The 12,526-nt window shown below is 70.9% G+C and carries 9 protein-coding genes; 4 read left to right on the top strand and 5 right to left on the bottom strand.

Features of this window, described 5'->3' with window-relative positions; translation table 11 throughout:
* The first annotated feature begins 246 nt into the window (after positions 1 to 246).
* Positions 247 to 2,463 carry a tetratricopeptide repeat protein gene (locus QHG49_RS16935; RefSeq protein WP_301490195.1) on the top strand — a complete coding sequence of 739 codons (2,217 nt, stop codon included), beginning with the start codon at positions 247 to 249 and terminating at the stop codon, positions 2,461 to 2,463.
* A gap of 75 nt (positions 2,464 to 2,538) precedes the next feature.
* Here the strand turns inward: QHG49_RS16935 and QHG49_RS16930 are convergent, their stop codons facing one another.
* Positions 2,539 to 3,906: a hypothetical protein gene (locus tag QHG49_RS16930; protein ID WP_301490194.1), complete on the bottom strand. Its 1,368-nt coding sequence runs from the start codon at positions 3,904 to 3,906 to the stop codon at positions 2,539 to 2,541.
* A gap of 314 nt (positions 3,907 to 4,220) precedes the next feature.
* On the opposite strand from QHG49_RS16930, the gene QHG49_RS16925 reads away from it, so the two are divergent.
* A complete protein-coding gene (locus tag QHG49_RS16925; RefSeq protein ID WP_301490193.1) occupies positions 4,221 to 5,558 on the top strand; it encodes a hypothetical protein in 1,338 nt (445 codons plus the stop codon).
* The gene (locus QHG49_RS16920; protein ID WP_145486996.1) at positions 5,555 to 6,883 is read left to right on the top strand and encodes a hypothetical protein; all 1,329 of its coding nucleotides are present in this window, start codon (positions 5,555 to 5,557) and stop codon (positions 6,881 to 6,883) included. Before QHG49_RS16925 ends, QHG49_RS16920 begins: the two co-directional genes overlap by 4 nt.
* On the opposite strand, the gene QHG49_RS16915 is transcribed toward QHG49_RS16920, so the two are convergent.
* The 3 genes from QHG49_RS16915 to QHG49_RS16905 form a co-directional block, all read right to left on the bottom strand.
* The gene (locus tag QHG49_RS16915) at positions 6,843 to 7,757 is read right to left on the bottom strand and encodes a hypothetical protein (protein WP_301490192.1); all 915 of its coding nucleotides are present in this window, start codon (positions 7,755 to 7,757) and stop codon (positions 6,843 to 6,845) included. The genes QHG49_RS16920 and QHG49_RS16915 overlap by 41 nt on opposite strands.
* Positions 7,758 to 7,801: 44 nt before the next feature.
* The gene (locus QHG49_RS16910; protein WP_301490191.1) at positions 7,802 to 8,680 is read right to left on the bottom strand and encodes a hypothetical protein; all 879 of its coding nucleotides are present in this window, start codon (positions 8,678 to 8,680) and stop codon (positions 7,802 to 7,804) included.
* Positions 8,681 to 9,025: 345 nt separating this feature from the next.
* The gene (locus QHG49_RS16905; RefSeq protein WP_159703335.1) at positions 9,026 to 9,469 is read right to left on the bottom strand and encodes a VOC family protein; all 444 of its coding nucleotides are present in this window, start codon (positions 9,467 to 9,469) and stop codon (positions 9,026 to 9,028) included.
* 111 nt (positions 9,470 to 9,580) lie between these two features.
* Here QHG49_RS16905 and QHG49_RS16900 point away from each other — a divergent pair, with 111 nt between their 5' ends.
* Positions 9,581 to 10,570 (top strand): YafY family protein, encoded by a 990-nt coding sequence (locus QHG49_RS16900; RefSeq protein ID WP_301490190.1) that lies wholly within the window; start codon positions 9,581 to 9,583, stop codon positions 10,568 to 10,570.
* A gap of 177 nt (positions 10,571 to 10,747) precedes the next feature.
* Here QHG49_RS16900 and QHG49_RS16895 read toward each other — a convergent pair whose 3' ends face one another.
* Positions 10,748 to 12,382 (bottom strand): DEAD/DEAH box helicase, encoded by a 1,635-nt coding sequence (locus tag QHG49_RS16895; RefSeq protein WP_301490189.1) that lies wholly within the window; start codon positions 12,380 to 12,382, stop codon positions 10,748 to 10,750.
* Between the last annotated feature and the right edge of the window lie 144 nt (positions 12,383 to 12,526).

Raw genomic sequence — 12,526 nt, 5'->3', positions numbered from 1 at the left:
CGAAATCCCGGGTGGAACAGGGACGAGGTGCTGCGGTCGGCGTTGGCCGCGTGTACGGGAGGCCAGTACTCGCCCGCCTTGCGGGAGTTGGCTCAAGTCGTTCGGATCGCCGATCGTTTCGACGGGAGCCTGACTACGTTCTGGCCACCGCGGGAGTCCGGTCCTGTCTCCCTGCGCGCCGCGTGCCAGCGTCTTGCCCGCGAATTGGACAGGTTGGCCCGCGGGGATGCGGAGACGGACAGGGCGGTGGCGGACTGGCTGACGCGGCATGCGACGCCTGCGGAACCGCTCGCACCGCCACCTGCGGCGCCCCTCAACACCATCGGCGGGCAGGCCGTTCTGCACGGTCCCAGCGTGCAGTCGGGTGACATCTCCGGCGGCGTCCAGATCTATCAGGAGCTCCGGCCAGCCGGTTGGCGCAGGCCCCGGCCGCGTCAGCTTCCACCGATGACCGCGAGTTTCCTGGGGCGGGAGACCGATCTGGGCTGCCTCGACGCACTACGTTCCCGGCACCCCGTCCACGTGCCCCAGGTGCTGGTCGTCAGCGGACTTCCCGGCGTGGGAAAGACGACCCTCGCCATTCATTGGCTGCACCGGCACATCGGCTCCTTCCCGGACGGCCACCTCCATGCAGACCTGGGGGGACACTCCCCTGCCGACGGAAGCGGCCCCGTGCCCGCCGACGCCGTCCTGGAAGCCTTCCTGGTCGCACTCGGAGTCCCCTCCATACCGGTCGGCACGGCACAGCGGTCCGCTCTGTGGCGTTCGGCGACCGTAGATCTGAGGTTGGCGGTGCTGCTGGACGACGCCGCTTCGGCGGCCCAGGTACGGCCGCTTCTGTCGGCAGGCCCCTCGGTGCTCACCGTGGTGACCAGCAGGGCCTGCCTCACCGAACTGAGCGTCGAGGGCTCCCGCGGCTATCGGCTGGAGGGCCTTTCGACTGACGCGGCCCTTGAGCTGCTGACCCTGGGCGGCGGCGCGCGCGTCGGCCGGGAGCGGCAAGCCGCGCGCGAAGTCGTCCGGCTGTGTGGTCGACTTCCGCTTGCAGTCGGCCTCGCCTCCGCCCATCTCGCGCTGAGACCTCACCGGTCCGTGTCCACGCTCGTCCGGTATCTGTCCCAGGAGCCCGGCGCCGTCGACACCCTTCGAGTGAACGGTGAGTCCGTGATCCGTACCGCGCTGGACATGTCGTACCGCCTGTTGCCACCGGATCCGGCAAAGCTCTACCGCAGGATGGGGCTCCTGCCGACGGACCGCTACGACCTCTTCATGCTGGCCGCCATCGCCCCCGAGGACGTTCGGCCGGCCTCCTTCGGACACCGGCCCGAGACCGTGGCCCGGGCAACTGATGCCGCCGTGCACACGCTGGTGGAGGCGAACCTCCTCAAGGAGACCGGCCCGGACACGTACGAATTCCATACCCTCGTACAGTCACATGCCCGTCAGCTCGGTGAGGAGCGAGCGGACGCCGAACGACACGATGTCCTGGACCGCCTCGTGGACTGGTGCCTGGCCACCGCGGCCGTGGCGGAGGACATCCTCGCCCCCGGCCACCGGCTGCCGGGGTACGACGGCCTTCTGCATGCCGTCGCCCCTACTCCGCTCAACGGCCCGCAAGAAGCGCTGAGATGGCTGGACACCCGGCGAAGCACCTTGATGAGTGCCGTGCGGCACTGCGCCCGAGAGGGGCGGTACGCACACTGCTGGCGTCTGACGGATGTCATGTGGCCCCTGTTCCTCCGCTTCCGCCCTGCAGAGCTGTGGATCGAGGCCCATCACCTCGGCCTTGACGCGGCTCGGCGGTGCGGCGCACGAGCGGGCGAAGGCCGCATGCTCACCTCGGGCGCCATCGGCCTGCGGGCGGCCGGTGCGTACGCGGAAGCCGCCCAGTGGTATCAGCAGGCGCTGGACATGGCCGCCGACGACGGCGACCCACGGCTACAGGCGCAGGCGGTCAACGGGCTGGGGCACATCTGCCTTCTCACCCACCGGCTGGACGACGCTCGCGAGTACTTCGAGACCGCGCTGCGCCTGCGAGAGGCGATCGGATACCGGCGCGGGGCCGCGCTCTCCCGGCGGCGCCTCGGCGAGACGCTCCTGGCCGCCGGCGACATGCCGGGTGCGGCCCGCTGCCTCCGGCGCGCACTGCACGAGCTGCGGTCGTTAGGCGAGGACTACGAGGCCACCCGGGCGCTCGCCCTTCTCGGATACGCGCTCTGCCGCGCCGAGGACCATGAGAGGGGCGTACGATTGCTGCGGCAAGCCGAGTTGGGTTTTCACGCCGACGGGGCCGCCCACTCGGAACACTGGGAGGGGCGCTGCCTGGAATGGCTCGGTGCGGCGGCCGAGGCGCGGGGCGACCGGGCGGAAGCGGTCCTGCTCTACAAGGCCGCCCGTAAGCTCTTCCGGAGGCTGGATCTCACCGACGTGGGGCGTCTCGACGAGGCGTTGCGTCGCTTGTGACGCACGCCGTGCGGAATACACCTGACAGCAGCGCCGGTCGCCATCCGTGAGCGGCCGGCGCCATGTGCCGATCGGCTACGACCACTCCTCCGCCCTCGGGGAGTCCACCCACCGCTTCAGCGGCGGGGGCGCGGCCAGTGGGTCGGCGTCCGGTGGCAGGGCGGGCTCACCCAGCTGCAACAGGCGGTAGATGAGCGAGCGCATACGCCGGTGGAACTCCCCGGGTACCGAGGACAGCGACGCGGCCACTGCGCGGTACTGATCCGGACGGCGTCGACCGGCCGCGTACTCCAGCTGTACGTCCAGCGGATGCGTGGGAGAGAGCACGGGCGCGACGGTGGCCAGGAGAGCCGCCGGCGATGACGGTGCCACCTCGCGCTCCGGGTCCTGGGTGAGCAGGAGGGTCGCCTCGGTGAGGGAACCGTACGCGGTGAGGGAGCCGTGGTCGCCGATGATCCAGTCGGCCGCGACCAGCAGGGGCTGCCAGTCCGCTTCCGGCGGCACGATCGCGATCCCGCGCTCGCTGCACGAAGCCAGCCAGGCGCGTACCTGCCGGTCGCCGTGCCCGGCGAACACATTCGGATGGATCAGCAGAGCGAGTCGGTAGCGGTCGACCAGAGACTGCCCCAACAGCTGTGGCAGCAGCGAGACGAGCCGGCCGAACGAGGAGGTGGTTCCCCAGGTCGAATTCACCACCACGAGTCCTTGCCCGGGCTCGAGCCCCAGCGAGCGGCGGAAGTGCTCCCGACGCGGCCGGGCGGCCGTGATCCGGTCCACGCAGGGGTCGCCGACCACATGCGCGAAGGGCAGCGCCTTGGGACAGGAATTCCCCAGTTCCTCCAGATCCCGCCTGTGCGCGTAGGCGATCGCGGTGGGGACCACACGGCCTTCGTGCACCAGGTGCCGGGGATTCAGCATTCCCGGCCACCGCGGCTCGCCCGGTTCCAGGACGGAGGTATCGGTCAGCGGCTTGATGTGTCCCGCTCCGTGCGAGATGCGCACGACCGGTGCGTGGAGTTCATGCAATCCGCGGGAGCCTGCCGCCAGTGCCAGATCGAACTCGGCGTGCCGGGCCTCGTCCCAGTCCAGCGCGGTGATGCCCAGGCGCTCCAGATGGCGGGATACCCCGCTGCTGAACGCATGCGGCACGACCGTGAAGATCACCTGGACACGGATATCGCGCTCCAGAAGGCAGTAGACCTCCTTCAGCCGCTGGCCGAACGTCAGGGTGTGCACCACGACCAGGACCCTTTTGCAGTGCGGCACGGTCAGCCAATGCCCCTGCTCGATCAGCGCGGGTCCCGTGGTGCGGAGGCCCGCGCGATTCCCCTTGACGCGCACCGGTGGGCACACCCGCCGGCCGGACGGCGCCGGCGCGGGCAACGTGTCCACCGGCCGGGCCTGGTGAAGGCGCGCGCCGCGTGAGGAAGCTCTGTCGATCATGGTCGGCTCCAGGGGGGTTCGTAGTACGGTCCGGGGCCCAGGCGTGTGCTGACGGCAGGCGGTTGGCTCCGTCGGTGCGCGCGTCGGTCACCGGGTCCGGGGCGCGGCGAAATCCCGCTGCTGGCCTTCGTTTTGGTGACCGATCGAACGCCTGGTCACTCTAAGTAAATGGACGGCGTTTCGCCGCGCATTCAGCAGTGGCCGAACCAGTAGGGTTCCTATCCGTCGGGCTCTCATGGCCCATGAGCGACAATTCTGGAAGGACACATCGTGTGCAGATCACTCGGATGGCCTAATCGGAACGTGTCGCTGTCATGAGCGTCGGTGGAATGGGAATTCCGCGCCTTCAGGAGCTCTCGTACATCGAGACGGCGGCGCTCTCGGTGGCACGGGGTGACTCGTTCGAACAGATCCGGGTGGCCATGGTGAACCAGGCCGAGAAGCTCGCTCGTGAAGCGGATCTGGACGGTTCGTTCGTCACCGCGAAATGGGACGTGATGCGCTCGGATCACCGGTCTCATGTGCACAACACGGTCGACGTCCTGAAAGAGCTGATGCGCCTCGGCTGGGTGGAGCACCATGTGCTGCCCTCCACGCCTCAGTCCGCCTTCGCGCATGGCCATGTGGTCTTCGAGCTGACCGAGCGAGGCCGGGAGTGGGCCGAGGCCGTCACCCAGGACAAGCGGGCCGGCTACAACGCCCTGGTCGGTGAACTTTTGGCCGCTCACCCGCAGTTCGAGGGGTTCCTGCGCGTGGTCGGGGCACGGCCGGACAGCGTGTCGGATCAGCTGACGGTTCCGCTCCTGCGCTGGGAAGAAGGGGCTCATCGCAATGCCGACGAGTTCCTGCTGGCCTTCGTGGCGCACATGGTCGACTGCCTCCGGCAAGGCGGACTGGGGTGGACCGCGGAGCCGAAAGCAGTCGAGACCGCCGTACTCGACTATGCGACGACGGCCATGCGGCGGGTCGAGATGCGTATCAAGCGGTGGGAGGCCCAGCGCCTCGCCGATGAGAGGAAACGAGCTGCCGGTGCGCTCGAGGAGCGGGAGCCAGGGCGATCGGTCAAGGCACCGCCGGCGCTGACGCGCAAGCGGATCGCCTCGTTCTGCGAGGAGGCGGCGGTACGGTTCGCCTTCACGGCGGCGGGCTGCCCGATGGACTACATCAGCCATGAACTGCTGCGTCGCTGGAGCGGCTTCATGGGGCTGGCGAACTTCAGCTACTACGCGCCCGGCCCGTCCGCCTTGCGGCTGTGGGCCACCGGGAGCGTCGAGGGAAGCGGACCACAGGCCGAGTTCAAGCGGTCGGTCGGGCATCCCGTACGGAGTGCGCTGCTGGCGGCCCTGCCGCGCATCTGCCAGGAGGAGACGGAGCGCTCCGCCGAAGGAACCGGATACTGCGCGGTGTGGCGCGTTCGGGCGGCCGCCTGCTGGCAACAGCGGATCAGCAACGCCGAGTTCGACGCCGCAGTCTGTGATGCCTACCGCGGTCATGTCGAGGGGCTTCCCTTCCGGCTCCATCTTGACGAGGCGTCCGCGACCAGGACCCCGGGATCCACCCGGCCACTCGTGGTGAAGACCCATGCGGGAGTTCACCGGGTCTTCCACGTCATGCGCCTCTTCGAAAAGCAGCGGGAGGTCGCGGCACCGTGACCACAGCGCGCACAGCTCCCGGGATCGTGTGGATCAAACGCGAATGGCGTATGCGGAAGAATCCGTTTCCGTCGACGGGGATGGCCGGGTTCGGCCGTCAGGACGATCGTGAGAACGGGCTTCTGTATGAGCCCGGCGTGCATGCCGAGCAACTGCAGGAAGCCATCGAGAAGTTCATCCTCGGTATGTCGTACTCCGGTCTCAAATTCGGCTACCTGTGGTCGGTCGGCATCGTTCCGGGCGACTCCGACGCGCGCGGATTTGGAAAGTCTGTTCTCATGCAGCATCTGGCGAGAGAGGTCAACAAGGATTTCGGGGAATGGGCCTATCTCCAGGCCGGCCTGGACGAGGAGGACGCCGCCGAGGTTCCGGTCTGCTGTCTGGTCACCGGCTTCGACACGGCCAATGTGCGGTCCCTCGGGGCCGCGCTGTTCGCCGCGGTCGAGTACGCCGTCACCTACTCCGCAGGCGGGGAGGAACGGCCGTTGGCCGAACGGCTGCGGGAGCGACTGGTCCAGCGGGTGGGCAGCGACGACGTACGCGATCTGGTGAAGGCGGTCACGGACGAGCACCGGTCGATCAAAGGCCGTACGCTCGGGCCGCCCGACGACAAGCTCATCGTCGCGCTGTGCGAGGACGGTGGGGAAGCCGCCGCCGAGCATCTGCGGCTGGTCACCCCGGTGTCACGCAGCCGCAACGGCGCCTCCTGCATGGCCACGTTCCTCCTCTTCGCCGCGGCGGCCGGAATGAAACACGTGCTGGTCTTCTGCGATCAGCTGGAGGACCTGGCCAGCACGACGACGGCCAGGGCGAAGCGCATTCTGGAGGTGGAGAAGTTCCGCGACGTACTCGTGGAGACACTCCCGATGGCCGACATGGTCACCATGGTCGTGACCATGCATCCCCGGGCCTCGCTGGCGATCGGAACGGCCTGGGCCCTCGCCGATCTGCCCCCCTTCGAGCTGACGGAGGCCAACCGGCAGAGCACCGTCAGGTTGCCCGCCCTGCGGAACGCCGCGCAGGCCGCCCAGCTCCTCAAGCCCTATCTGACCGCGGCCACCAAGGAAGGAACGGTCCGGGAAGAGGGGGACGAACTCTTCCCGTTCACCCCCGACGCCATCGCCTGCCTCTTCGACCGCTCCACGCGCAAGCCGCGCGATGTCCTGCGCAAGGCGCACATCGTCACCTCTGCGGCGGCGGCCGAGAACCTGCCTCGCATCGATACCGCCGACGTCCTCAGGTGCCTGGACACACCGGTGCCGCCCCAGCCCCATGAGGCCGGTCTCACGGGGATTGCGAGCGCCATCGACTGGAGTCAGGACTGATCTTGAGATCTTTCAGGCGGACGGGCCCTGGCAGTTTGCCGTTCTTCGGCATCGAAAGTTTGTGTACGGCGCTGCCCTCGACCCAGTGGTTCCATGCTTTCACGTAGAGGCCGGCCTGGGGGCGTGTCGACCTTCGGCGACGGCTGGAGCGACCGGGAACGGTCATCGCGTTGCGCAGGGCAAGGCGGGCGTCGCCCTGCGAGAGATCGGCTCCGGAGGCGAGCCCGGACAGCCATTCCTCGACCCGTGTCGCCGAGGTGCTCCCGTCCACGGTGACGTAGTACCCCACGGCAGCGGCGCTGGGAAGGATATGGATCTCGGCTCCGAGCCGGCGTCCGACGGCGGCCGCCCGCCGGTACCCGTCCGGGTCCTTGGCGAGGGCTTCGAGCATCTGATCGTTCGACATCCGGGACTTGGGGCCCGTCCACGGAGCGTTCGGCACGTTCAGATAGAGGTGGACGTGGCGCACGGTGGAGGCGAGCAGCGCCGCGTCCTTCTCACCGCTGAGTGACAGGGTGTCCGCCGCGCTGCGCCGCCGCCCGGTGTCGAGGACGGGCAAGGTCTCACGGGACATGCTCTCGAAGACCATCATGGAAACCGTCGTGTTCGCTACGACGACGGCGTGCAGCCGGTGCTGACCGTCGATGACCGCGCCGGTCTCCAGCGGACCGTCGAGCGCGATTCCCTGATGGGTGAGCTGCCAACGGCCACACACCATGCTCTCCGCGAGCGCCGAGACGTTGCCGCGGTTCAGCGGGCGGTTGCAGGTCCTCCGGGACAGCAGTTCGGCCGCGAACTCGGGGCTCATCATCACGATCTGCATGCGAATCCGCCGGGCGGGTTCGCCCTGGGAGCTGTCGGGTTCATCCAGCATTTCTTGATCGTGACACTCCGTGGGGAGCGGCCGAGAACTCTGTCTCAAGCTGATCGCAAGGGCGCGCCAGAGGACCGGTTGAGGGCGGTGAATGACCCGTGCCGTGACGGCAGCAGAGCGAACTTGTCGGTGTCGTACGACAACCCTTCCGTCCTGTGTCCCGGTCTCCCGCTCGGCGCCGGGGTGACCTGGCTGGTGGCGTACGGCGCCTGAGGGTGGTGTTGCAATTCGCTGGATGGCCGCGAAGCCGGCCGGATCGTACTGCTCCTCGATCTGCCGCCGCTGCCGTCCCGAGTTGTGGTCGCGTGTGCCGGTGTCCTGCTGCGGCGGCGCGGCAGGAGACCCGCGCCGGTGGCGGCGCCGGTGAGGGTGGGCAGGCCGTGGATGTCGCGGACGGCGGTGTCCGCGACCGCTCCGGCCGGTACCGCGGCGCCCCGGACGCGGACCCGGTTGAGCAGCGGTCGGGGCCGGCCCTTCTCCTGGGCCGCCAGGAAGAGCCAGGACCCCAGGCCACCGGCCAGGCCGAGCACGGGGATGGAGTTGCCGGCGCCGTGCGGCTGCCGCGCATAGCCGAGGCCCTCGCCGTCGGCTACGGGCACCAGGTACAGCGCGAGCATGCCCTTGGCGCCGTAGATCCGTTCGACGGGGATACCGAGGGCCGCGACGGCGGGCACGGTCACCAGGGCCTGCCGGCCGGGGGACTGCACCAGCAGCGGGGACAGGGCGCGCCACCACTCGCCCGACGCCAGCGCGCCGGGATCGCGGCGCAGCGCTTCGAGCACCTCGGGGAAGGCGAACTGGGCCGCGGTCACCGCCCCGGTGGCCAGGAACACCGCCGCCGTCGCCGACGGCACCCGCCACCGGCCGCCACCGGGCCGGGGCTCCGGGGCCAGTATCCGTTCCTCGCGCCGTGCATCGGTCACCCTGCCCAACTCCTGCCCGCACCAAGGCCGTTCCGGCGCGCGGTGGGCGCCCGCTCGGCTGGTCCCTGTGTTCCCCGGGTCGCTCGGCTGGTCTCTGCCTTCCCCGGCCCGCTCGTCCGGTCCCTGCCTTCCCCGGCCTGCTCGTCCGGTCCCCGTGTCCCCCAGGCCCCGCAGTCGGTCCCCGTGTTCCCCGGCCCGCTCGGCTGGTCCCCGTGTTCCCCAGGCCCCGCAGCCGGTCCCCGCGTTCCCCGGCCTGCTCGTCCGGTCCCTGCGCTCCCCGGGCCGCTCGGCCGGTCCCCGCGTTCCCCCGGCCTCCCGGACCCCGCTGGAGCGGCCTGCGGGAGGCTATCGCGAGCGGTCGCGGGCGGGCGTGACCGGCTGTGCGGAGCGGCGGTCCGCGAACTTCTCGACGGCGGCCGGGGTGACGGGCGTGAAGAAGTTGACGAGGTTGCCGTCGGGGTCGCGCAGCAGCAGCGAACGGTTGCCCCAGGGCATCGTGGTCGGCTCGGTGACGAACTCGGTGACGAAGCCGGACAGGTCCCGGTGGACGCGGTCCACGTCGTCGACCAGGAACTCGGTGATCACGCTGTGGTTGTCGGCCGGGCGGGCGGAGCCCGGCGCGAACAGCGGGACGGTGCGGGTACCGGCGATCGCGAGCGTGGCGCCCGCGGGCCGGAGTTCGGCGAAGTCCTCGGTGGCCCAGTCCGCCCGCACCCCCAGGGCGCGCTCGTAGAACGCGACGAGGCGTGCCACGTCGCCGGTGATGACGCGGATCGAGACGAAGTCCATGGGATCTCCCTGGCTGTGCTGGTGCCGGATTCGGGTTGCGTTCCGCACGCTAGGAGAAATAGTGGACAGAATCGGTCCACTATAGGGATGCACCGGCGTTAGATTGTGCGCATGCCCCGACCCACCGGCCGCGTCCTGACCCTCCTCGAACTGCTCCAGTCGGGCGGCACCCGGACGGTCGCCGAGCTGGCCGGCCGCCTCGGCGTCGAGGGCCGGACCGTGCGCCGGTACGTGGACCAGCTGATCGACCTGGACGTGCCCGTGGAGTCGGTGCGTGGCCGCTACGGCGGCTACCGGCTCGCCCCCGGCTACCGGCTGCCGCCGCTCATGCTCAGCGACGACGAGGCGCTGGCCGTCCTGCTCGGCCTGATCGCCGGGCGCCGGACGGGGCTGACGACGGCGCAGCGCACCGCGAACGAGACCGCCTCGGCGAAGATCCGGCGCGTCCTGCCCCGGCACATCGCCGGCCGCCTGGAGACCCTCCTGGACGCCCTGGCCTTCACGGACGAGCCCGGCACGTCCGACATCGCGGACCCCCCGGACAGCGCCGTCCTGCTCACCCTCGCCGACGCGGTGCGCCACCGCCGTCCGGTCTCGGTCCGCTACACCGACCGCGAGGACCGGCGCAGCGAACGCACCCTGCACCCGTACGGGATCGTCGCCCACAAAGGCCGCTGGTACGTCACCGGCCAGGACGCCGCCCTGTGCGAGGACCGCGTCTTCCGCCTGGACCGCATCACCGCCACGCGCACCCTGTCCGGCACGTTCGAACCGCCCTCCGGCCCCGACCCGGCCGAACGCGTCCTGTCCGCCTTCGCCACCGCCGAGTACCGCCACCGGGTCACCCTGCGGATCCACGGCACCCCGGCCCGGATCCGCGCCCGCCTCCCCGCGACCGTCGCCACCCTGGAGGACCCCGCAGCGGACTCGGACCCCACGACCGACCGCTGGCTACGCGTCGAACTCCGCGCCGAACGCCTGGACTGGCTCCCCCCGCTCCTCGCCGCCCTGGACCGCCCCTTCACGATCGAGGGCCCGGCCGAACTGCGCGCCCTGATGGCGGAGTTCGCCGAGCGGCTGGCGTCCTACGCCCGCGCCTGACGGCATCGCGGCGACCGGACGCCGTACCCCTGCCCGGTCAGCGCCGCCTCCGGCACCACCGGTGCCGAAGAGGATGCGCCCTCAGACCTGCCGTCGGCCCATCGGCCCATCGGCCCATCGGCCCATCCGGCTCGTCGGTCGGAGGACGCGTCCACTCATCCCGTCAACGCGTTCCGGCTACGGGTTGGTCCGGCGGGGCCGGCGCGTCTGCGCCCCGCCCCGGCCGTTCGCACTGCGGCCGGCGGCGCCCTGACCGCCACCGCCACCGCTCTCGCTACGCGCGGCGGCACCCTGGCCGCTCCTGCTCCGGGCCGCGCCCTGTCCGTTCGCGCCGCCGCGGCCGCTTCCCTGGCCGGTGGCGCGCGCGGCGCCGCTCTGGCCGCCCGGGCCGCGGCCCCGGCCACGGCCCCGGCGGCGGCCGGTGGAGCCCTCGCCGTTCTCGCGGCGGTCGTCGGCGGGTGCGGCGAGGACGACCGGTATGCCGGAGGGCGTCCGGGCGCCGGTGATGCGCTGGAGCTCGTCCTCGCCGGGACGCACCCGCGCGGTGCTCGGGGTGATGTCGGCGTCGGCCATCAGCCGGTCCATCGCCCGCCGCTGGTGCGGCAGCACGAGGGTGACGACGGTGCCGGACTCGCCCGCGCGGGCGGTACGGCCGCCGCGGTGCAGGTAGTCCTTGTGGTCGGCCGGGGGATCGACGTTCACGACGAGGTCGAGGCCCTCGACATGGATGCCACGGGCCGCGACATTGGTCGCCACCAGCGCCGTGACCTGGCCGTTCTTGAACTGTGCCAGCGTACGGTCGCGCTGCGGCTGGGACTTGCCGCCATGCAGGGCGGCCGCGCGCACCCCGACGGACAGCAGGTGCTTGGCCAGCCGGTCCGCCGCGTGCTTGGTGTCCAGGAACATGATCACGCGCCCGTCGCGGGCGGCGATCTCGGTCACGGCGTCGTGCTTCTCGGTGTCCCGCACCTGGAGCAGGTGGTGCTCCATCGTGGTGACCGCACCGGCGGACGGGTCGACCGAGTGCACGACCGGGTCGTGGAGGTAACGCCGCACCAGGAGGTCGATGTTGCGGTCCAGCGTGGCCGAGAACAGCAGCCGCTGCCCACGGGCCGGTACCTGGTCGAGCAGCGCGGTCACCTGCGGCATGAAGCCCATGTCGGCCATCTGGTCCGCCTCGTCGAGGACGGTGACGGCGACGTGGTCGAGACGGCAGGCGCCGCGGTCGATCAGGTCTTTGAGACGGCCGGGCGTGGCGACCACGACCTCCGCGCCGGCGCGCAGCGCGCTGGTCTGGCGGCCGATCGACACACCGCCGACCACGGTGGCGAAGCGCACGTGCAGGGCACGGGCGTACGGGGCGAGCGAGTCGGTGACCTGCGTGGCCAGTTCCCGCGTCGGTACGAGGACCAGGGCGAGGGGCTGCTTGGGCTGGGCCCGCTGTCCCTCCAGCCGGGCCAGCACCGGCAGGCCGAAGGCGAGCGTCTTGCCCGAGCCGGTACGGCCCCGGCCCAGGACGTCCCGGCCCGCGAGCGCGTTCGGCAGGGTGGCCGCCTGGATCGGGAAGGGCACGGTCATGCCCTCGTTGACCAGCGCGGTCAGCAGCCGCTCGGACATGTCCAGCTCGGCGAACGCCTCGACCGCGGGCAGCGGCTCGGTGACCGTGGTGGGCAGGGCGAACTCCTGCCGGCGCGCGGCGGGGCGGGCACTCTGGCCGGACTTGCGGCCACCGGTGCCGGGACGGGGCCGCGCGGACCTGCGGGGGGCGCGGAGGTCACCGGTGGTGCCGTTGGTGCGACGGGTGCGGTTCATGGGGGAACCCTCCTCGATGCGGCGTATCGAGGAATTCCGTCCGGCGGTGCCGACCGCGTGAGGATTCGCAAGAATGAGCCGAAGAAATGGTGAAGAACCGGGCCGCTCTGGGCGCTGGAGTCGTCCGCCTTGGCGCTGGAGTCG

It is taken from the genome of Streptomyces sp. WP-1 (genome assembly GCF_030450125.1).
In the GTDB taxonomy this organism is placed as follows: Bacteria; Actinomycetota; Actinomycetes; order Streptomycetales; family Streptomycetaceae; genus Streptomyces; species Streptomyces incarnatus.
This window is presented reverse-complemented; position numbering and strand designations above follow the sequence as displayed.

Bases quoted from the DNA above. Each gene is read 5' to 3' on its own strand.
- QHG49_RS16930 (WP_301490194.1), bottom strand. From the start codon at position 3,906: ATGATCGACAGAGCTTCCTCACGCGGCGCGCGCCTTCACCAGGCCCGG.
- QHG49_RS16925 (WP_301490193.1), top strand. From the start codon at position 4,221: ATGAGCGTCGGTGGAATGGGAATTCCGCGCCTTCAGGAGCTCTCGTAC.
- QHG49_RS16915 (WP_301490192.1), bottom strand. From the start codon at position 7,757: ATGCTGGATGAACCCGACAGCTCCCAGGGCGAACCCGCCCGGCGGATT.
- QHG49_RS16905 (WP_159703335.1), bottom strand. From the start codon at position 9,469: ATGGACTTCGTCTCGATCCGCGTCATCACCGGCGACGTGGCACGCCTC.
- QHG49_RS16900 (WP_301490190.1), top strand. From the start codon at position 9,581: ATGCCCCGACCCACCGGCCGCGTCCTGACCCTCCTCGAACTGCTCCAG.
- QHG49_RS16895 (WP_301490189.1), bottom strand. From the start codon at position 12,382: ATGAACCGCACCCGTCGCACCAACGGCACCACCGGTGACCTCCGCGCC.